Origin of the sequence: Halococcus salifodinae DSM 8989, assembly GCF_000336935.1 — an archaeon.
Classification (GTDB): Archaea; Halobacteriota; Halobacteria; order Halobacteriales; family Halococcaceae; genus Halococcus; species Halococcus salifodinae.
Genome location: NZ_AOME01000026.1, coordinates 65,726 through 87,352, shown reverse-complemented (window position 1 = coordinate 87,352; position 21,627 = coordinate 65,726). Strand labels below are relative to the sequence as shown.

General features: G+C 57.2%; 11 protein-coding genes. 1 reads left to right on the top strand and 10 read right to left on the bottom strand.

What is annotated here, in order from left to right:
- Positions 1-134 precede the first annotated feature (134 nt).
- Positions 135-677: a helix-turn-helix domain-containing protein gene (locus C450_RS20645; RefSeq protein ID WP_206536830.1), complete on the bottom strand. Its 543-nt coding sequence runs from the start codon at positions 675-677 to the stop codon at positions 135-137.
- On the bottom strand, positions 652-1,149 hold the full coding sequence (locus C450_RS05290) for a hypothetical protein (RefSeq protein WP_005041019.1): 498 nt from the start codon (positions 1,147-1,149) through the stop codon (positions 652-654). Before C450_RS05290 ends, C450_RS20645 begins: the two co-directional genes overlap by 26 nt.
- On the opposite strand from C450_RS05290, the gene C450_RS05285 reads away from it, so the two are divergent.
- Positions 1,148-2,074: an ADP-ribosylglycohydrolase family protein gene (locus C450_RS05285; RefSeq protein ID WP_005041018.1), complete on the top strand. Its 927-nt coding sequence runs from the start codon at positions 1,148-1,150 to the stop codon at positions 2,072-2,074. The two genes, C450_RS05290 and C450_RS05285, sit on opposite strands and share 2 nt — an antisense overlap.
- A 177-nt stretch (positions 2,075-2,251) precedes the next feature.
- Here the strand turns inward: C450_RS05285 and C450_RS05280 are convergent, their stop codons facing one another.
- Genes C450_RS05280 through C450_RS05245 form a run of 8 tightly spaced genes read right to left on the bottom strand, consistent with a single transcriptional unit; the run spans position 2,252 to position 21,019 of the window.
- Positions 2,252-2,515 carry a hypothetical protein gene (locus tag C450_RS05280; protein ID WP_005041017.1) on the bottom strand — a complete coding sequence of 88 codons (264 nt, stop codon included), beginning with the start codon at positions 2,513-2,515 and terminating at the stop codon, positions 2,252-2,254.
- Positions 2,516-2,574: 59 nt separating this feature from the next.
- Positions 2,575-4,548: a phospholipase D-like domain-containing protein gene (locus C450_RS05275; RefSeq protein ID WP_005041013.1), complete on the bottom strand. Its 1,974-nt coding sequence runs from the start codon at positions 4,546-4,548 to the stop codon at positions 2,575-2,577.
- Positions 4,541-9,991, bottom strand: coding sequence for a DEAD/DEAH box helicase (locus C450_RS05270; RefSeq protein WP_005041011.1), 5,451 nt, complete (start codon positions 9,989-9,991; stop codon positions 4,541-4,543). The genes C450_RS05275 and C450_RS05270 overlap by 8 nt, the downstream gene beginning before the upstream one ends.
- 26 nt (positions 9,992-10,017) lie before the next feature.
- Positions 10,018-15,546, bottom strand: a complete 5,529-nt coding sequence (locus tag C450_RS05265; RefSeq protein WP_005041009.1) for a DEAD/DEAH box helicase — start codon at positions 15,544-15,546, stop codon at positions 10,018-10,020.
- Between the two features lie 2 nt (positions 15,547-15,548).
- On the bottom strand, positions 15,549-16,379 hold the full coding sequence (locus C450_RS05260) for a hypothetical protein (protein ID WP_005041008.1): 831 nt from the start codon (positions 16,377-16,379) through the stop codon (positions 15,549-15,551).
- 1 nt (position 16,380) lies between these two features.
- On the bottom strand, positions 16,381-19,446 hold the full coding sequence (locus tag C450_RS05255) for a hypothetical protein (RefSeq protein ID WP_005040997.1): 3,066 nt from the start codon (positions 19,444-19,446) through the stop codon (positions 16,381-16,383).
- Positions 19,443-20,369 carry a hypothetical protein gene (locus C450_RS05250; RefSeq protein ID WP_005040995.1) on the bottom strand — a complete coding sequence of 309 codons (927 nt, stop codon included), beginning with the start codon at positions 20,367-20,369 and terminating at the stop codon, positions 19,443-19,445. Before C450_RS05250 ends, C450_RS05255 begins: the two co-directional genes overlap by 4 nt.
- Positions 20,366-21,019 carry a hypothetical protein gene (locus C450_RS05245; protein WP_241430258.1) on the bottom strand — a complete coding sequence of 218 codons (654 nt, stop codon included), beginning with the start codon at positions 21,017-21,019 and terminating at the stop codon, positions 20,366-20,368. Before C450_RS05245 ends, C450_RS05250 begins: the two co-directional genes overlap by 4 nt.
- Positions 21,020-21,627: the final 608 nt, after the last annotated feature.

The following is a 21,627-nucleotide window of genomic DNA, read 5'->3' as shown; positions in this document are numbered from 1 at the left end:
CGCGGAGTGCTTTGCTGGATTCGTCGAAGCAGATGACCGGACGCTTCTCGTCGTAGGGTTCGTGATAAAGGTCGAGGACGTCCTCCATATAGTAGACGAAGTCAGCGTTCTGTTTGGGCGGGATCGCCCAGTAGTCAGAGAGATGCGGTTTCAGGGTGTTTTTTTAGACGCTGTCGAACGGCTTCGTGAGAGATCGACTCGAAGTCGATCTCGTCGAGGGTCACGAGTTCGTCGGCAAGGAGGTGCAGCGTCCAACGAGCCTGTCCCTCCGGTGGTTCACTGCAAGCGAGTCGGATGAGGTGGGCCTCGGCTCGGCCGTCGATTTTGCGTTCGTACTCGCGGTCGGGCTTGCGGCGATGAATCGCCGCGAGCCCGTGCTCGGCGTAGGCTTTGCGCGTGTTGAACACCGTTTTAGGGTGACAGCCGACGTGCTCACTGATGCGGAGATCAGTGAGCCCGTCATCTACCTTCAGGAGAATTCGTGCTCGCGTATTGTCCTCAGANGGGTGACAGCCGACGTGCTCACTGATGCGGAGATCAGTGAGCCCGTCATCTACCTTCAGGAGAATTCGTGCTCGCGTATTGTCCTCAGACCTCCGTTCACCGGTGGAAATAAACCACTCAAGCGTATTGCGGTCTTCCTCAGAGAGTTCAACAAGGTATTTTTTCGCACTCATTCCAGTAGTTACGCGCCCAGAGACGATATACCTGTAGATTCTCGGTTGAAGCTACACTCAGATCGATATCGTCGACGACGATGCACTCCGTTGCGTCGGAGAACTCCTCGGCGAGTATTCGAAGGCGGTCGGGACGCTCGGGCCAGTATTCGTAGCGGCCGAACTCGTTTTGCTCGCCGAGACGGCCGATACCCTCCTCGTAGTATCGCTCTGCGAGCGCTTCGATGCCGGGAATGTCGGCTTCCTTTTTCAGGTCCTGATTGCCGATAGCCCAGACCTCGTGATCGGTCTCGTGAGCGAGGTGACGCACCCACGTGAGTGGAACCGCCTCGTGCTGGGGATGGGGATTCACATCGACCGTCCAGTCGCGGTCGAACGCGAACACTATCATGGGTTCTGCCTCGCGTTCGGGGCCATTGTGGAGGATACAGTGGCCGAGGGTATAATACTCGGCCAGCGTTCGACCGAGCATGGTCGGACATGATGGAGCCGAGGGCGTCCTGCTGGGGTTGGCCTGCGGTGACGCGCTCGGTCGGCCCGTGGAGTTTCGCTCGCCGGGAGCTATCGAGACCGAGTACGGCACGCTCAGGGAGATGGTCGGCAACGGCACTCATGGCAAACCCGCGGGGACCATCACCGATGACACCGAGCAAGCGCTCTGTATCGCGCGGAGTCTCGTCGAGCGTGGCGAGTTCGCCCCGGAGAACATCGCCGAGCGGTTCGTAGCGTGGTACAACGGCGGCCCGTTCGATATCGGGATCATGACCGCCGACGCGCTGGGGCGTATCGACGACGGCGCGTCGTGGGACAGCGCGGGGCAGGACGTCTGGGAGGCAAAGCCCGAGGGTTCCAATGCTGGCAACGGCAGTGTGATGCGGTGCGCGCCGCTCGCACTCGCGTTCGCCGACGACTGGGATACCCTCCAGCGGGTGAGCCGTGACTCATCACGGATCACGCACGCCGATTGCCGATGTACACACGGCTGTGCGGCCCTGAACCTCACCATTGCGGCACTACTCGATGGCGACGACCAACCCCTCGCCAGTGCTCTCGATGCGTTGCATCCCGACGCTCCCGACAGTCTTCTTGGAGTTCTCGAACCGCTCCCCGACGACATCGATTCAACGGGGTTGCAGAATTCCGGATTCGTCCTCCACACGCTGCAGACCGCGCTATATCATGCGTTGACGGCTGACTCCGCTGAGTCGGCTATCGTGAACGCCGTCAACGAGGGCGGTGACACCGACACTATCGGTGCTGTCGCCGGAGCGGTTGCCGGCGCACGCTTCGGATCGTCGGCGCTTCCCGAACGTTGGCTCGACGCGCTCGCGGTAACCGACGAACTTCGCGGCCTCGCCCGAGAACTCAGCACGCTCGAACAGGATATCGGACGCTGAACCCGAGGTCCGAGGGTAGTTCGTGCTCGTTCCTGATTGCCCCGTTCGAAAACTGGACGATAGCGCCAACGAGCGTCGCTCAGTTCGTCCCTCGCCCCCCACTAACGCAGCAGTGCCATCGCCGAAGTCTTCATACCGATCCGTGATGAGGTAAGACGGCTCGAATAGTGAGAGAGGTCATATTGGCGGTGGATACTCGACACGCACCGTCTTGGTGGCGATATCGTCGTCTAACGCGATGTTTTCGTCGACGAACTGGACCCGGATGCGCAGTTGACCTTGACCCGCTGAAAGTTGCGAAGCATCCACTGGAACCGTGAACGTGCCGTTTGTCGTGTGTTCGACCTCCGCCGTGGTGAATTGCTGTGCGCCGTTGATAGTGATCGCGAAGTACGGGTTACCTGGGTCGCCGGTCCCGTCCGACGCCGTTACCGTCTGCACCGCGTCCCTCCAGGTGGGTTCTCCATCAATAATGCGCTACAGATAATCGCACTTTAAATTTAACTATAGTACGTGGGGATTAGTTGCCGGTCAGGAATTTCCTGCAACCGCTCGATTGAGATCTCATCTGCCGCCGATATATCCCAGACAATGTCGAAGAACTCGATCGCCGCATCGACGAACTGTGTTCGTTCGGTGTAAACTCCACATTCAGGGTTCCAGTCGTAACTGTTCTCCATGAAGTTAGCCGATCCGAGTAGTGCTGCTCCCTCCCCAGGTGCACCAACAGTCTGGAGTTTGGCATGAATCCCGATCTCACCGAGATCGCGGAAATCCATATCGGGCGTCACACGCTGGTATTCTTTGAACCGCGAGTAGGTACGAACCGTCACTTGATCTCTATGCTCTTTGATCTCGCTCAGCAAGTTGCGCTGAAGCCGATCCCACTCCCAGGATTCCTTCGTATGACGAGTGAGCAGGCGCAGTTCGAAGCCATGCTTGAGAAGACGTCGAATCTGGGCCACGTACTCGTTGAACGTGTCGTCGTCAAACGGCGTCATGACGCGCAAAACCTTGTCCCCGATGTCACGCTCAAGGCCGAGGCTGAACAAGCGGTCAGTCATCGTAGTGTACGACTCCAGCCCCGACGACCGCCTCTCGTGCCAGCGGCGGAGACGCGCCTGTTCCCTTCCCAACCCTCGCGAATCTCCGGTGTAAGCGTCCATCGTCTTCTCACCGAGAGCATCGGGGTCGACGAGTGTGTAGGTGAAGTAAGTCGGCGCGATGGCCCCGCTGTCGATTGATTTGTAGTCCTGAGCTACCATCGCCTCGGTCGAGACTGGCACAGGTGGAAGCGACACCGATGCCTGAAGTAGGGTATCGATCCGACTCTGGATGGCCGAACAGTGCCTGACGAGATATTTCATGTATTCATCGCGCACAGGTTCGCTGTGAACGGTTTCTGGTACAGTCTCAAATTCGACGAGATCGTCACTAACCTCACATTCGACGCCTGGAACCGACGAAAGCGCTTGGTAGAACGAATAGGACGTTACGCTCGGCCGTCGCTCTGTGACGAAGCGCATGTCGAACGTCGTGAGGTCAGGATATGTTGCGACAGTAGCGACGAGTTTGAGTGCAGCCCTCCACTCATCGGCATTTTCGCCTGTCATATCTGATAAGGAATCAAATCTAACGGGATTGTCCGTCTCGACTCGCTCCACAGTAGACTCAGGCGCTGGCACTAGAAGTGAGCGTAGCGTGTCGAATTCATCCTCATACTCCTGTCGTTGATCACGGATCACGTCTTCGAGTTCGGTGTCATCGACGATGATTGTCCGCGTGCTGGCGAGAGTCGCTACCTCCCTCACCTCTATTCCTTCCCCTATTGGAGTCGTCCGAGTCAATCGCTGCACCAGGTCTTCCAGACAGGCCTCGTCTGCTGATGCTACGACATGAGAGAGAACTTTCCGATGGGCTTCTGCGACAGCCGTTTCGGTAGATAGTGTCTGCTGTGCCGATAGTGAGGTGGCGATCCGCTCCTGGTTGAGGTCGACGCTATCGGGATAAATGGTCATGAACCCGAGAGACGCCAAGAGCGGGGCAAGAACGGCCTCATCCCACTCGTCGGCAAGTAGACTATCGAGTTCGCGTCGCGGGATGTTATCGTTGATCTCGTTGCACGAGCGTAGCACCATTTCGGCGGACTGAAGTCGAGCGATAGTGACGACTCGGATGAATGGTTGTGGTCCATCCGAGGCTAGTACCACCATCCCAAGTAGTGAGACAGTATCATTTTCGATGAGTCCGAGTTCATCGAGTAGCCACTCGTGTATCGAAACGACGGGATCGGTATCCCGTTCGTCGTTCGTTCTGATGGTTTCGGCTCGGACGTGCGGTTCGAGCCGTTCCTGTATCGGCTCCCCGGCGGCTTTTGCGGCGAGAGCAGAGTATACACTCTCCGCTGAAAGCGCCCAGAGGCACTCAGGCGATTGGGTTTGGAGATCGTTCGCGGCGTGGAGTGGGTTACTCATCGTTTCGTGGTTTGAGATGGAGGTCATGAGACAGCAGATCGAGCAGTTCGTCCTTGGCGAATGACTCGGGATCGTTCTGCTCCGCACAGCCGTACTGGTAGAGACAGAACGGACATCCGTTCTCACAGTTGCATTTCGACTCCTCCGGTGAAAACGCCTCACGCATGAGATCAACGGCGTGTTCGAACTTCTCTCCGTCATCCTTAGTCAGCAGGACGGTGATGCCGCTCCCACCTTCGTCGGAGTCGTACACCAGCGTTCCCTCGTCCTCGATGGATTCGGGAACCTGCCTGACGCTAACGCCGCCGATGTACTGAAGTGCGACTCGGAGGCCATGAGCAAAGCCGTGTTCGAGTTCTTCGCTGTCGAAGCGGATACGGGCCGTCTTCGTGGAGAACTTCGTTGCAGGTCGGACAGCCTCACTCTCCTCGACGGGATGTTCGACGTTGTTCGTACAGTACGTCGAGTCTCCGGTTTCCGCAATCGCTCCGTTACACCCATCGATACCACACATCTCGAATACGTTTGGTAACGGATCCGCTCCACCGTTCTTGTAGGTCGCCCAATATTTGTTCGTCGAGGCGAGCAGCGTGACGTCGCCGTACTCGAACGTTCCGTGAACGGTCCCGTTCCCATCAACGATGTCACGAGAGAACGTCGCCTTGAACGAGTCGCCGGCGTCAGTTTCGACGGGAGCGTAGGTGTTCTGTGGTTCCTGGTCGTTCTGGTAAACCGTCGACGGCTGAAGTCGTTCGGTGCTCGGCGTGGAACTAAGTGGGAGATCGTGCTGGTATGCGGTCACTCTCTCCGGGACCCGGGTGACGAGCGGCTTCAACCGCGTCCCACACGACTCACAGTTGGAGGTATCGCTGTCGTACTCGGTAGTACAAGTCGGACAGATAGCTACATCTTCGAGATCGTTATTGATTCGCGCAGACTCTAATGGCTCCCACGATACCTGTGTCACGACGTATGTCTCGCTGTCATAGAGGTACGCGGCGCAGGGGTGAAGTTCAGAGAGTGCGATGCGACGCTCACGCGAACCATCGCTGACATGCTCGAAGTCTTCGCCAACGAGTTGATAATCGGTTGAACTCCCAACCGACCGTAGTCCGAACGCAGCAGGACTCTCCCGATTCAGGTAGCTCCCGAAGTCCATGTCCTCGAGTCGGTCGAGATAGTCGTTCAGTTGATCGAGTTGGCGCTCAACCTGCTCACGCTGTTCTCGTAGACGTCGCATTTCGTCTCGGTCGCGTGTGTTCCGCTCTTCTCGCCTTAGATCGCTTACTTCGTCGTCAAGGTCGTCGATGTCGCTGTAGATGTCGTCCTGCTGGTCGTGATAGAGGTCAACGATGGTCTCTTCAAAACTCTGCACCTCCTCAGTTCCGGCGAGGATGCCCTCGACGATGTCACCATGCTTGTCCGGAACTGGTTCGGTGACGCCGTCACAGTCGTCACGCTGGCACTCCCCGCTGTAACCTGCAGCGTGCTTTCTCCCGCACGCCGAACAGACGCTAAAGGACAGAAGATTCTCCAACCATTGCTCGATTTCATTTCGGTTCTCGTTGATGAGGGACCGAAGTGCTTCGAGCGGTGAATCATCGTTCCAACTCTGAACTTGAAAGTTCGTAGACGAAAGCACCCCCGTAAACGTCATCACGTCGTTCGGTTGAGGCTCCATACGCGGGACCGGTTCGTCTTTACAGACGACAAGATCTTCGAGACCGCTTTGTTCGCGACGCCACGGCACCCATCGGGTCGTTGCGGCCCAGTCGAGGACGGCCCAGGAAAGCGACTGGTGGAGCACTTCGTGGTTCACTTCGTTGAGCGGGACCTGCTGTGGGTCGGCTGCGATGAGTTCCTCTGGATGCTCGTGGTAGTAGTAGTCAATGGGGTTACGCTGGCTGACTGAATGGATCAGGGAGTTGCCTGAAGACCGTCCTGCACGACCGATTCGCTGTAGGTACGAGTTGGCGTTCGGTGGGGTTCCGTAGAGGAGTAGCGTATTGAGGTCGCCGATGTCGACGCCCAACTCCATCGCCGGTCCAGAAGAGAGGAAGTGCGGATACCGGCCTTGTCGAAACTGATATTCCAATTTCCGGCGCTCGTCGCGATCTGTCTCACCGTAGTACGCCCGTGCAAGCAGCATCATCGGATCGGCTGTCGAAATCTGCTGAGCGGTCAGAGAGTAGTGAGGGTGGGAGAACTTCGACCGGTCCTCTATCGTTGACACGAACTCGACGACATCATCCGGCGCGATTCCGAGAGCTACCTCAAGCGAGGTCGCGTACGCTTCCCGGCTTGGACTGTAGTTCGTCGGGGTTGCGTTTTCAACGGCGGCACACTCGACCGAGTCTTCGTCGACCATCACGTATCGACTCCCTTCCTCTTCGATGCGGCGGAGAATACCGCGGTCGACGAGTGCATCGAGGTGGTCGTGCCCGTCCTCGACTTCGCCTACCAGATTCGGTTCGTAGTGGTGGTTCTGCCCGACAGTCTCTATGAGCAACTCGCGTTCTCCGTTACTGAGATCATCGAGGTTAGCGTCCAACTGAAGGTCGATCACCCCTTCGCCGCTAAGCTGGTTACTACGGTAGCGCTGGCTGTATTTGCCTTCTAGGACACGAGACAGCAGTTCTTCCGTCAGGTACTCGTCGACCGACTGGTCGTAGCCAGTCAGGAACTCGTACATCTGGGGGATGCTCCCGCCTTCACCGACTAATTCCTCCTCGTACTGGTGGGCAGCGTCCACTCCACGCTCCACAATGTCGGAGAGTGTTGCCCACCCCGATCCATCAGCCTCCGATCTGACGCTCTCAACGAACAACTGGTTGAAGAAGAATGACTCTTCAGGTTCACGGAAGTTTCGCTCCAGTTCTTTCATATCGGACTGACTGTCCGCGAACGAGAGCATTTTCGACTCTCCGAAAGTGCTGGGATCGTCGCGGTCTACCAGCGAACGAAGCAGATAGCGCCCGGTGGTCACCGCGGCGTTGGCCGGACCACGGAGCATCGAGTCGTACCGTCGGTTCTTCGCGTAGGTATCGCGTCGGCCTTCGTGGTAACACGGCAGTCCACCGGGAAATTGACTGGCTTTCCGAACTCGTCCGCTGTCGTCGACCATCCGGAAGTTGCTGTAGCCCTTTGCCCGGCGACTGATCTCGGGATCGTCGCAGTTGCAATCGTGGGGACCGTTGGGGAGGAACTCGTATCCGCAGGACTGGCATTCGTCGACCATGTTGATGTCGAACAGAGCCGCCCGAACGAGCTTTCGTTTACCACAACTACACGAGGCTGGCGGATTATCGAAATATACCTCGTCACATTCTGGGTCGCTGCACGTCCATCCGAGGAACCGTTTGGGCGTGAGCTCGCCCTCACAGTCGTCAGTAGTGCATCCCTTCCCCTCCGGATCCTCGTAGACCTCACCACACTCGGTGCAATACTGAACACCCTCGTCCGCGAGTGGTTCTAACCCGGTCGAGTGACAGGAATGGCACTCGGGTTCCTGCGCTTTCTCGACTGCGAGTTCCTCGTCACAGTCCGGATTGGTGCAGATGTGGGTCTTCATCGAGTCATCGAGAACCATTGCAGCGGCACAGTCGGGACAGTCGTGTTGTCGGTTGATCTTCTGACGCTTGCCACAGTCCACACACTCGTAGTACGGTCTCCAGTGGACACGGACCATCTCGGGGGTTTCGCCATCGATGGTCTCACACTGGCATTCTCTCCGTTGGAAATAATCGAAACGACCCTCCTCGGACGTGACGGTATGGGGTTCGAGGCGCTCACAGTTCGGGCAGAACCACGACTCGAGTGACTCTTCACCACACTCGCTACACAGCGAGAGTTTCGACACGAAGTGGTGACCACACTCAATGCACGACGACTGTGGGGTGTCGTAGACCGTCCCGCAGTTGATACAGGCGTAGTACCCATCAAGCGGCCAGCTGAAAAGATGGGCGCGTCGCTCGAGAATGCCCGACATCTCGCCGATAGTCATAAAGTTCGCTACCACCATCTCTGCCTGGGACTCGGAGAGTCCAGTCTCGTCGATCAGGCGGTCGCGAAGGCCCACTGGACGGAGGGGGGTCTCTCGAAGCGCCGCGTAGATCCCACGAAGGAACTCTAAAGGTCCTCCTTTGTCCTCAACTAGATGTTCGTAGAGTGCATTGTCGAGGTCATCGCTGCCACTCTCCACACCGGCAGCGTCGAGTGCTCGTCTCGCAGCATCGGTTCCTCCACCGCGCAGTTCCCCTTCGGTCAACTCTGCTGAGACGAATTCGTCGGGTATGTCGACAGGGAATGGTGCGTCGAGTGCGCGCTCGTCTTCCTCGATAACCGCTACATCAGGGTCGACGAACGGATTTATACGCTGGAAGACCGTCCGCTTGTTCTCCACAGTCGCCGACGCGCCGACGATGGTGAGGTCGTCGTCGGCCTCGCTGTCGTACCCGTTGAGTTCCTGTCTCTCCTGGATATACCGACGCATGAGCGTCGACGTGAACGAACCAAAGAGTTCGGAATACTCGTGGATCTCGTCAAAAACGAAGTATTTCGGTTCGGCGACGAAGCGCTGCTGTTCATCGTTGCCGTTGACGTTGAAGAGCCGGTAATTGAGCGTGTCAGGATTCGTCAGGAGGATGTCGGCTGGCGACTCGACGATAGCGTCCCGAGTGACTTTGATGAAGTCGAAGGTAAGGTCGTCCTCGTGCTCCGCCATCGGTTCGACGACGAATGAGTTGTCGTCGCGCTGGCTGACCGTCAGTGACGAGTCACATTCGTCACACGGGCAGTCGAAGTATTGGAACGTGGTTTGGAGATATGCGAGTTCGTCAGGGTCGCGACGCTTGGTGTCTCCGTCATAGATCCCAATAGTCACTTTCTCGTCCGACGAACGCCCTCGGTTGAGTGTGAAGAGGTAGTCGATCAACCGCTTCAATTGGTCCTGTGCGAGCGCCTTCGTCGGGTACGTGAGGACGCACTTGACGCTGTTCGGCGGATGATCGTCGTGTTGGCCCGCCTTCGCCTCAGTGATGAATTGGAGGATGGGAATGAGCCATCCTTCGGTTTTCCCTCTCCCCGTACTCGCGGTCAGGAGTGTATGATGATCCGTGAGTACCGATTCGACCGCTGACTCCTGAAACTCGTACAGTGAGCGGAAATCGGCCTCAGAGAGCGTCTCAGTGACGTCGTCGTGGAGGTCGTGGTTGGAGGCAAACGTCTCCCAGGCGGTGTCGCTCATCCGGGGGAGATCGAGGACTTGGATATAGGGTCCCTTTGTCCGGATGAACTTGGAGAGGTCACTCTCCAGTGACTCACCTGACCCGTCGTAGTACCGCGAGACGAGGTTCTTGACGGCTCTCGGAGACTGGGAGCCAGCGTAGTGTTCGGCGTACGATTCGCGCATCGAGTTCGCTAGTTTGAGTGGGTCGAAATCCATCGATGGCAGGTTGTGTGGGATGGTGGTTAGTCGGTTAGCTGTTCGTCGATAACATGGTTCGCGGTCGATCGGATCGTCACGTCGCCGCCGGAGAGGATATCCCCAAGACGCTCCCGGTCGAACGAGCGCTGATCGTTTCTGACGTCGCAACCGTACTGGTAAAGACAGGACGGGCACCCGCTTTCGCAGTCACAGTCGAACTGATCATGCATAAGTCCGACTGCCCGGCCGAACGCTTGGAACTCCTCACCAGTCTGTTCGAAGAGAAGTCGCGCGACGTCGGCTCCGCCTTCCTGGGATTCGAAGACATCCACATGCTCTTCGCCGACGTATTCGGCGAGGTCACGGATGTTGACGCCGCCGAGGTACTGTAGCGCGACTCTGAGGCCATGAGCCAACGTATGTGATAGGTCGAGGTCCTGAAGGTCGACACGAATACCTTGTGTGTCGTACTGATACCCGAGGCGGATGAACTCGGAGTCAGCACCGCGGCCGTCAGGGAAGTGTTCGGGGTCGGCACTGCACCGACGACCGTCGTCATCGTCGAGGTAGATGATCCCTGGACAGTTCTCTTCGCCACAGACCTCAAATAATGTCGCTCTCGGATCAACCTCACCCGACTTATACTTGGTCTTATAGCTTTCCGTGTGTATCAAAACCGAGTAGTCTCCGTACTCGATCGTTCCAAGGGGTTCTCCGTCGGCATCTTGGAGTTCGAACGCACGTTCCGAATCGAACTCGATGATCGACGTCTCTCGCTCAGCATACGTATTCTGAACCGGCTTGTTCGGTTCGTCATGGAGGTGGCGTGCTTCGTCGCCCTCCGCGGTCAGTTTGAGGTTGTCGTGGTAGGCCTCGACTGAATCGAGCATCGCCAGCCGTCGGCGTTTGAGCGGCACATCACTCTCGCAGTCGCACTCGTCGGCAGCAAGATCATATGAGGTGTTGCACGCCGGACAGATGAGATCCTCGGCCAGATGGTCCCCATCGATGGCTTCGCTCACCGTGTCACGGAGGTCTGAACTGGTTTTGTCGTCGAGTCGGACGCGGGAGACGGTGTACGTCTCGCCGCTGTCGAGATAGGCAGCACCGGGATGGAGTTCCGAGAGCGCCATCTGCATTGCCCGTCCACTTTCCTGGTTGCCGACGTTCCGACGGTTGTAGCCTTCGTCGACCAAGGTCAACCCGGCCGTCGTGGCGACGCTCCGCATCGAGAAGTCGTACTTACTCCCGCGGGATTTTCTGAGGAAGTCGAAATAACTCGTGTCTCCTAAATCAGAGAGGTAGTCTCCCAGAACCTCGATGCGGTCCTTGAGGCCACGGCGTTGACGCATGATGCGCGCACGCTCGTCTGATCCGGCTCGCTGCTGGTCGCGACGCAACCGAGAATTGCGTCGTTTCAGGTCGGACAATTCGTCCTCAAGCGTTCGATTGTACTCGCGATATCCGGTGATGTAACGCTCGTCGAAGTTCTCGAGAGCGTCCTCCACGAGGTGGCCGAACTCGTCTTTGGCGTACCGGATTTCTCCGTCACAATCGCTTTTGATACACGTCTCACGGGCATCGCCAACGGCGTATCGTCGCTCACAGTCCTCGCAATACCGGTAATCGAGGAACGTATCGAGGTAGTCAGCGATGTCTCGTTTGTGGTCGTCGACGACTTCACCGAACACGTCCAACTTCGAGTCGTCAGCACCGAGGGACAATGTATTGGCACCAAGGGACATCACGTGAGTTAGCTTACTGGCATCTTCGCGTTCGCTCTCATCGAGTATGCTTCGTCGGTGATAAGTGTCTCCATCATCGATCGAGCGAGCGCGACCGTGGTGACTAACGTCCCATGGGATAGTGAAGTTGGCCGCCACATAGTCGAAGATCCCCCACGACAACGAAACGCGTAGAACCTCCTCGTTGTGCTCGTTGAGCGGAACGGGAGTCGGGTCGGTATCGATGAGTTCGTCCGGGTGATCGTAGTAGTAGTAATCGATGGGGTTGCGCTGGCTGACCGAGTGGACCATCGAGGAATGAGAGCGACGCCCCGCACGTCCGACTCGCTGGAGGTACGCGTTCATGTTCGGTGGCGTCCCGTACAGTAAGAGTGCGTCTAAGTCACCGATGTCGACACCGAGTTCCATGGTCGGTCCCGAAGAGAGGTGGTGGGGGTAGTTCTCTTCGCGGAAGAGATACTCCAACTCTCGGCGCTTACGCTTGTTCGTTGCCCCAAGATATTCTTCAGAGATGAGGATCCGTGTCTGAGAGTGTTCAGCGCGGTGTGCACGCTGGGTGAATCGGGGGTGTGAGATCGATGCTCGCTCGGCGAGTGACGTTTCCGACCGGACAGCAGCCTGCGTGTCCAGACCGAATTGGTGGTCGAGCGTCGTGTAGTAGCGCTCTAACTCTGGATCGAACCGGATACCGTCCCCGTCGCCCGCGGCCGTGATGGCGAGCGCTGATGGATCGAACGAGACATACTCCTCGGTGTTCCCGTAGGCGAGGATGTTGCGGTCGACCAGTTCTTCGATGACCGCTTCGGCGGACTGGTCGGGACTCGGCTGGTCGAAGTTCGCCACCCGATAGTCGTTGCCCTCGTCAGCGAGTTCGCGGACGATTGTGCGCTCGTCGTTTGCGAGGTCGTCAAGACCGGGCGCGAAGCGAACATCGATCAGGCCCTCCTCCGCAAGGGACCCATCCCGCTCGCCCAAGCGCTGGCTGTAAGTGTGCTTGAGAGCGCGACGGGCAAGTCGGTCCCGAAGCGCGTCCCCGTCGTCCCAGCGCTTCCGGGGTTGGTCTTTCAAACGCGACAGTAGGTCGAACTCGACACTCCTCGTGACTTGCGGGGGTTCCAGCGCATCGTTAACCTCATCGACGATGTCTGCCGTGTCTTCGAGAACTTGATCGAATGTGTTCCACTGGTTCCCACCGTTATGGGACGAGATACTCTCGATCACCAGTTGATCGAGGAGGGTCTCGGCTTCAGGTTCCGAGAAATCCCGACTGAGTTCCTTCATATCCCGGTGTGAATCGGCGAACGACAGGAGTTTCGCCGCCTGTTGGCCTTCCTCGTCTGCGACTCGGCGCAACATATACTGAGAGGTCGTCACCGCAAGATTGCTCGGTCCCCGCATCAGTTCATCGAACCGGCGGTCGATCTCATACCGTGCGTACGGGTGCGGGCACGGGACAGCGGACCGCTGTGAACTCATCGTATGAATCCGACCGTGGATGTCGATTGTCTTATAGGCCTGATGGTGGCCGGTCCGTGGGTAGACGTCCGGATCATCGCACTCGCACCCTTCGTCGCCGATGAACGCAGTCTCACATGACCGACAGTGCTGATCGTGATGGATTTCAAAGAGCCCACGCTTCACGAACGTGGACGATCCACAGTCGCATCGATTGGGGCTTTCCTCGAAGTGAATCCGACTACAGTCGCTGTTGTCACAGACCCACGGGAGGAATCTCGTCAAACTGAGCGAGGAACCACAGTCGACACACTGGTCAGGGGCCTGTTTGGGGTGTTCGTAGGTCTCACCACAGTCCGGGCAATCGAATCGTCCATCGATGGTGGCGAGGGCGAAGTCGGTCCCGTCACAGTTCTCACAGACACGTTCGGCCTCTTGGGTCGCCTCACACTGCGGATTAACGCAGGTGAACGATTCTTCTTCAGTCCTGACGGTCTTGGAGTCGCACTCGGGACAGTCCCGGATCGTCGTTCGCTCGGTTCGGTGCCTGCAGTTGCGGCACTCGAGGAATGGCTGGAACGTCGCACGTACCATCTGAACGATGTCGTCGCGCACGTCCTCACATCGGCGGCAGACGTGTTCCTCGTCTTGGTCGATCGTTCCGTGCTCAGTCGGCGTGTACGGTTCTAATTGATCACAACTCGGGCAGTACCACGCGACGAGATGCTCATCACTACAGTGCCGACAGTAGGTGGAGCGCGTGACGAAATCGAACCCACACTCACGGCAGTCGTCCTGTGGCGAACGGTACGTCGCATCGCACAACGGGCACGTGTAAAAGCCATCAATCGGCCAAGAGAACACATGACTCCGGTTCTCCAGCATGCCGGAGAGCTCACCAAGGGTCCGGACGTTCGACACCAGTGTCGATGCTTCCTCAGCGTCAAGGTCCAGGACCGTCGCCAACTCGTCGTGCAGTTGTGACTGCGTGAGTGGTTCGTCGTACAGCAACTGATGGACGTAGCGAACGACCTGTGCGCCAGGGTCGTTCTCGACTTCGGTGAGGTGGTCAAAGAGTGCGTCGCTCACCAGAGTCTCCCTGCGGGTACGATCGTACCTCGACGCGTCCTCCAGCGTGTAGTCGAACGCGTCGAGACCGGGGACCACGTCGTCCGGCGCGGTCATCGCACGCAGAATTCTGTCGACCGACAGACTGTACGACGTCAGCGCTTCTGGCACCTTCTCTGGAACGTTACCATCGAGGCCGCGAGGAGATTCGCTCACTTGATTGACGTCGACGGCACCGCTGACCTTCTGGAACAGTTCGAGGTCGTTCTCGACAGTCGCACTGCTCGCGATGAGTTGCAGGTCGTCGACGCCACGTTCTTCCCGAAGAGACCGAACCCGCTTCATTAGCATCGACGTGTAACTCCCGAACAACCCATCGTAGGTATGCACCTCGTCGAAGACGAGAAATTCGGGCTCGTAGATGAATCGTTCGTGTTCGTCCTCGGCGTTGGTGTTGATGAGACGGTAATTTATCGTGTCTGGGTTGGTGAGCAGGATATCGACACCGTCCTCAAGGATGTCGTTTTTAGTCAGGCGCAGGAAATCGAGCGGAACATCATTCGGATCGTCGTCCTCGCAGTGCGCTTTTTCGGGAATGAGTTTGAACCGAGCACCAGTGTTCCGGATACGGACGCCGCCACCACAGTCTTGACACTTGGCAAGTTCGTCATTGTACCCCGGACACTCGAAGTGTCGGAACGTCGCGTTGAGGTATCCCTCAGCCCCCGACTCGCCGACATTTCGTGGGGTATCGCCGTCGTAGATGCCGACCGTGATCTGCTGTTCGGACGTTAGCTGCTTGTTGATGAGGTATAGGTACTGAAGGAGACGCTTCAGTTGGTCCTGTGCGAGCGCCTTCGTCGGATAAATGAGAGTGGCCTTGACGCTCGTGTCGTCGTCACTTTGTCCGTAGCGCTTGTTCTTGAGAATGCGGTTGAGGATCGGAATGAGCCACGCTTCGGTCTTCCCGCGTCCCGTTGCGGCCGTAATGACGGTGTCGTCACCATCGAGAATGGCTTCGATACTACGCTCTTGGAAGTCGTAGAGACGCTCGAAGCCGATCTTTGTGAACGCACGGCGGATATGCGGTTCGAGGTATTCCGAGCGAGCGAAGGCGTCCCACGAGCGACCACTCCAGTTCGGGATATCGAGTGCCTGGAGGTACGGACCGCGCATTCCAGTGAGAGCGTCTTCACCTTCGACAAGCCGGTTGGCGACAGTGCGCGCTGCTCGTCCACCACGACCAACGAAGTAGTCGTGGTAGGCTTCCTGCATCTGTTCCGCGCGGGCGGCAGGGTCTTTCATCGTTAGAGATTCAGTTCGACTGCCGACTCGAGTTCGTCGACGCGCTTCATCTCCTCGACGCTATCGAGTGAGACGTCTGCCAACGTGAGTTTCCGAGACTGGCTGAGTGTCTTAACGTCCTCAACGGTCGAGTCGGAGAGATCGTGCTTCTTTTGGAAGTCATCGAAACTCTGAAGCGACTGATGCTTCTCCCAGCTTTTCACTGCGTTCTTCCACTGGGAGACGAAGTTCGATGCCGACCCGCTCGAGTCCATCAACTCCTCATTCAGGAGATTGTGCATATGGTTGAGTGTACGCGAGAAGTCCCTGTTCTGTCCTCCGAGAATCTTCTGGAGTTCCTCGGCGGCATTGACCTTCGTATTCCATTTCTCTTGCTTGGACTCGATCTGACGCCCAGTTTGCTCAATTACGTTATCGGCCTGACGCTTCGCTGACTGAATCTGCTCGATCTGCTTCTCTATCTCCGGAGTCAACTCAACTTTCGGGTTGCCCCTATCGTCGTCGGAGCCGAGTTCACCCTCGTCATCGGTGATTTCACCACTCTGGGCGTTCTCCAGCAGTTCCCCCTGTGTCGCCTCGGCCGCCTTCTTGGCGGTCTGTCCAGCACTATTAGTCATTGTCGGCGCTGAACCGTCGAGTGCCTCTTCGAAAACCGTCTTGTAGTATCGAAGATCTTCGAGACTTTCGATGAGATCGTCGAGTTCGCTGTTGACCTCGTTGATGTTGTGCTTCGCGACTGAGACGTGGAACTGGGTGTTTTCTGCTTGCTTGTGCGTCTTGACCTTGTCTTCGAGAGCCTCCACGACTGTGGGTAGCGATTGGGTACTGGACATTTCACAAATCCTCCGTGACTCCGATGACATCCTGCCGCTTCCGTTCGTACTCGGTGTACTCGTTGAGTTGCTGGATTCGGTGTTCGAGGTCGATCCCAGTCGAATGCTCTTGATCCTGAAGTTCGTCGATGAGCGAGTCGAGTGCTTCGTATATGTCCCAGGCCCCCTGCTCGTGGCTGCTGCGAGCGAAGTCGTGCAGGCGTGCGACGAGCGTCGTTCCAGTCGCGTCGTCCATGCTCTGGAACTTCTCCACGTCCTCACCGAAGGATGTGAGTTTTACTTCGCCAGGCGATTCGGTAAGCGTCTCGTGGGCGTCTTCGTAGCTCGACTTGATGGTGACGTCCATCGTGCCAGCGCAGGTGTAAAGCGTCTCGAACCACTCGACGAGGTCGTCGACCGTGTGACTACTGTCGTGCCACCGCTCGACCGGCTCTAAAGCCTCCCGGATATGGGATGCGTCTTGCTCGGCTGTGAGACGCTGTATTTCAGTCGCGTAGTCCGAGATGCGGCTGAATAGTGTCGATACATTGGTGTTGGCCTGATTGCGAGTCGAGCCGATCTTGTATGCGTCGGGCAGATCACCTGTATCGATCATCATCGCGTCGTCGACGTGGGCTTCGAAGTTGCCCGCGACCTCACGTCGTGCTTCTGCTAAGCGCTCGTAGTCGACGACATTCGACTTGAGCAGGAAGAACCCTTCAATGAGATCGCTGATATCGCTCGAAGACGCGCCCAGGTTCGTGAACGCTTCCCCGAACGCGCTGTCGCGCTCGAACTCATCGACGATCGGCTTCCCGTACGATTGGTCGTGTTCGTAGTCCTCGAAAACGAGCTGTGTCGATAGGCTGTCCTTTTCGATCTCCGTCCCCCTCGCGGCGTTGATGAGAAAGATCTGCCCCAGAACTAGCGTCTTCTCGATGGTGAGTCCCTCGGGGAGGCAGTCTTCGACCTCCTCGCGCATATCTTGCTTGAACTGCGCAACATTGGTGTCTGCCCACGCGCGTAACTGGTCGAAGTTCGTGTCGGTGGTATCGAACGTCTCGAAGAGACCGTATTCGAGCATCGGAGTGTAGAGGTCTGCGTGTTCTGCCCCCCACTCAAGTTCGATGTCGATGTTCGCCTGACGCTGCTGGTCTCCCTGGATGGACACCGGGATGCTGTCGCCGCGAGCGTAGTAGATCGCGCTCGCAGAGCGCGTCGACGCGTTCGGATTCCCGAGACGGCTCGGGTCATGACCGCGTTCGAGCGTCTCTATGGCCCCGTCGTGTAGCGTGTCCGAACTCGGATATTCTTCGCCGCTGATCACCCAGTCTTGGAACTCTTGGAACTTGTGCTGGCGCTCACGCTCCTCTTCCGATAGTTCGGACTCGTCGGTGACATCGACCTCGTCGTCCTCTTCGTCCCCGCCTTCGTCGTCTTCGGGGCCATTGTCCTCGCCCTCTTGCTCGTCACCGTCGTCTTCCTCGTCGATCTCGTGTTCGGGCGCGGGCGGGTTCTTGATCTTGTCGAGAACGGCACTTCCTTTTCCCTTATCGAAGACAACGTAGTCATCTTTCGCGGGCGCTTCTCCACTGTTGGGGAGTTCGATACCGAAGGCATCGAAGACATCGGTCTTGACACCGATGCCGCCCTCGACGGGAACACCGTACCAGCGACTGACGTCTTGGTATATCTGGTCGTACTTCATGTCGACCTCGAACGTGGGCGTGTCCACGAACGAGTTCGACTTCATCGCCTTGTAGGGTGGCCAGGTCGACTTCAGGCAGTGTTTCACGACCCGCAGCAAAAGCAGGCGGGGCGTCTTTCGGTTACTACCTTCGTCGTTTAGCTGGCGGTAGGCGATGTTGACGAACCGTTCGTTGAACGGATACAGTCCGTCGAAGGACTCTTCGACGCCATCCGGAGTGCTTTGGCTTCCAGAGTGACGTTTGATAGCGTTGAGGTATGACCGCGTGAGTTCGACAGAGGCGTCGTCGTCGAGGAAGTAAGCCTCGCCGTTCTCGTTGGTCATCGTTAGATATCCCTTGGAACGGCCTTTCATGTACGTAGCCGCGTCCGAGCGAGTCATCGCGTCGTCGATGTTGTCCTGTTCCCAACCGATCGTCCACCCGAGGACGATGTCGTAGTGGCTGCTGCTGAGGTCGAAGATGTGGTCGAGGAGTTGTTCTTTTAGGACACTGAACGTCGTGAGGTCCTCACAGATGAGCACCGGCCGAATGTCCTGCTCTTGGTACAACTGAGAGTATTCTTGGAGTTGTTCCTTGAAGTCTCCAACCAGGTTTCGAGAGAGGTACTCGTGGGCCTCGTTCTTGAGTACCGTATAGAGCAGATCTTTGTTCTCGGTGAGTTTGTCGCTGAAGCTCATCTGGAGCCGAAGGTCCCGGAAGTCGGAGCGAGTGAGGAGGTTGAAGTCAGGGTTCTCGTCACGAGACTCAAGAGCGTCCTGGTACTTCTGAATGTTCTTCGCGAAGATTTCACGAAGGTCGCTCTTGTTGTCTCGTTTGTTAGTGAGTTCTTGAACGTCTTGGTCTGTGAGGTGATTAGTTGACCAGATACCGCGCATATACTCGACGATGGCACTCGCAGCGTCGTTCGGGTCGAGATCGTCGATGTTCTGCACGTCGGGATCGACGTCTAGGGGTTCGGTGAGAACATCGATGATCTGGTCCATCCGAGTCTGGCTTCGAGACACGTGAAGTGCCACGTAGTCCTCGACACCGTTGTCGTCCTCTCCGTAGCCGTTGATCTGGTACTTCGTCCACTCACAGAGTTGGCTCTTTCCAGAACCGGGTTCCCCACGGACGATGAAGATTCGGTTTGGATCCTCAAGATTCGACGCCGTGATGGATTCAAGGATGTCGTTTTGCGTGACGAAGTCCCCTGAGACGCCCACTGGAGTGAGCGTATCGGCGTAGATCCGGTCGATGTCGACGTGAGTTTCCTTGAACTGCTCGGGGGTCTTCTTGGCTGTGTGGGCTTCCGAGGTGATGAAATGGTCGATCTCGTCGTCATCCCAGTAGCGGTCCATCTCGCCGGCGGTCGAGGGTTGTTGAACGCTGTTGTTCATTGTCGGGTCAGGAACTGGGTGAGGGGGTACTGATAGGCCGTTTCGTCCGGGCGCGAGTGGATCGAAACGCGCGTCGCGTCACGCCGGTTTCCGCGAACGTCGTCGTCGAGGTCCTCCGGTGGAATCTCGACCGCGTTCTGCGAGTCACCGGGATTCGACAGAGAAATTACACCGTCATCCTCCATATTCCGCAGCACGTCGGCGATCGTGGGGTGGACACGCGGAGTGCCTGCCCGCTCTTCATACACCGCGAAGAGGTTGTCGTTTATCCAATCGAGTGCTCGCCGGAACTCTCCATCCGTTACTTCCACGTCGTCGTAACTGGGTTCCTCGCTGGAGGTCGTCGGAGCGAGTACGAGAGCGTCGTATGCCAAAGCACGACAGGGGCTGAGGACGAGTTCGTCTTCCGTCTCAGTTAACAGCCCCAGTTGCTCACACAGCGTCACCCACATATCGATCTTCTCGTCGGTCCAACTGAAGGTGTAGTCTGTCTCGCGCTTCAGGATGGTACGCAAGTCATCTTGACTGCCACTCACAATCCTGTTTTCCTCAGTCAGCAGCGCACGGTAGACATCAGCGAAGTGCGTCTGTCGCCCCTCCTGTTGGTTGCAGTGATACAACAATCGCGCTTCGAACTGGAGTCCACCGAACTGAGACTCGTTGATGCGTTCGACCGTGCTCCTGATGTCCCCTGAGGGACTCTCAACGAGATCGACCGCGTTCAGGAACCGCACTGTATCCTCGACGTGATCGGATTCGATCCCGTTGTCAGTTGGACGCCCAAACTTACTCGCCAGTTCGTTGACGCTGGTTGCGCTCTGAATGGCGTTGTGGATATGCTTTAATTCCGGTGCTCGCACCGAGATGAACCCGGTGAGTAACTTGTCTGGTTTCGTCTTAGCCGATGTGTACGTTGTGCTCATTCGTTCTCCTGATGACGATAGCGGTAGTCGTCGAGTCGTTCTTCCTCGAATTCCACCAACTCGAGCATGTCTATCATTCGGTTGGCGACCTGCTGGGTCGGCCCGCGTTCGGTCCACGACCGGAGCGCTTCCCTGATACGCTCGGAGTAATCCTCGAGGACATTATCGACATCCTCGCGGATGAGATAGTACAGGGGACCCCAGACTGGACTATCAGCAGGAATTTGTGTGTAGTCGAATAGTTCCGGGATGGACCCCGCGTTTAACTCCGCCGCCTTGTGATGGGCAGAGATCTGATGGAAGTACAGGTTCTGAGTCGTGGACAATGGAAGGTCCGAATCGAGATTGTACTGTAGGTAGCGCTTCAGCAGCGCTTTATGATCGACAACCGTACATTCGAACTCATCGATGAACGACTTCCCTGGTTTCTTCGTATATCTGGGCATCGTTGGCGTGCTCGTATCGGTGACAAGCAGGTAGGGGACCCCTGAAGGTCTGTCCCGTAGCAGTTGGCGAACGATGTCTTGATCGTCGAAGGTATGCTCCTCGTCCTGTAGCTCACCAGTCAGCATCTCCTGGCTGATGTAGTGAACGAGAGGGAACTCAACGTTGTCCACACCGTTCTCTCGCAGCGACTCGTTTGCGACCATGTCGTATTCGACGAGGCGCAATCCGTTGTCGTAGATTCCGGGGTGAGCAACCGTTCCAAGTTCGAACTCTGCCAGCAACGGCAACGTCCGAAGTTGCGCACGTGCTTGCGTTCCAGTCTTTGCGAGTTGCGGATCTCGCATCACGACAAACGAGTCTCGCGTGCCGATGAATTCCGCTATCGCGGGCGTCTCTGTGTTGGGTGGGTCCATCATCGTCTGGTGTGCTTGGGTTCGGCGTCGATGTGGGATGGACGCCGACTGCACGCATCCATTAGTCGTAGCCGTGGCTACGGAACGATACAGCCGTTTTAGGCCGCGTCGAACGGGATGCGATCACATATCCTTCAGGGGCAGTTGGTTTGAACCTGTCGGAATTTTTTATTTTATGTTCGCACAGATGGCTCTCCTCGTTCCAGGAAGCGACATCATCCTGGAATAGCGTGCGAACTCTTGGCAGTACCATGAGAACAATCAAATAGTTGCCGACGGTGCAACAAACACGGGACAGTTGCGGTGATCTGGAACGACAAAGCAGTATATCTGGGCTAATTGATCCATTTGCCACCAATCCGAATCTGATTCTATACAGATTTCACTCCCACTGTTGC

Bases quoted from the DNA above. Each gene is read 5' to 3' on its own strand.
- C450_RS05285 (WP_005041018.1), top strand. From the start codon at position 1,148: ATGGTCGGACATGATGGAGCCGAGGGCGTCCTGCTGGGGTTGGCCTGC.
- C450_RS05290 (WP_005041019.1), bottom strand. From the start codon at position 1,149: ATGCTCGGTCGAACGCTGGCCGAGTATTATACCCTCGGCCACTGTATC.
- C450_RS05275 (WP_005041013.1), bottom strand. From the start codon at position 4,548: ATGAGTAACCCACTCCACGCCGCGAACGATCTCCAAACCCAATCGCCT.
- C450_RS05270 (WP_005041011.1), bottom strand. From the start codon at position 9,991: ATGGATTTCGACCCACTCAAACTAGCGAACTCGATGCGCGAATCGTAC.
- C450_RS05265 (WP_005041009.1), bottom strand. From the start codon at position 15,546: ATGAAAGACCCTGCCGCCCGCGCGGAACAGATGCAGGAAGCCTACCAC.
- C450_RS05260 (WP_005041008.1), bottom strand. From the start codon at position 16,379: ATGTCCAGTACCCAATCGCTACCCACAGTCGTGGAGGCTCTCGAAGAC.
- C450_RS05255 (WP_005040997.1), bottom strand. From the start codon at position 19,446: ATGAACAACAGCGTTCAACAACCCTCGACCGCCGGCGAGATGGACCGC.
- C450_RS05250 (WP_005040995.1), bottom strand. From the start codon at position 20,369: ATGAGCACAACGTACACATCGGCTAAGACGAAACCAGACAAGTTACTC.
- C450_RS05245 (WP_241430258.1), bottom strand. From the start codon at position 21,019: ATGGTCGCAAACGAGTCGCTGCGAGAGAACGGTGTGGACAACGTTGAG.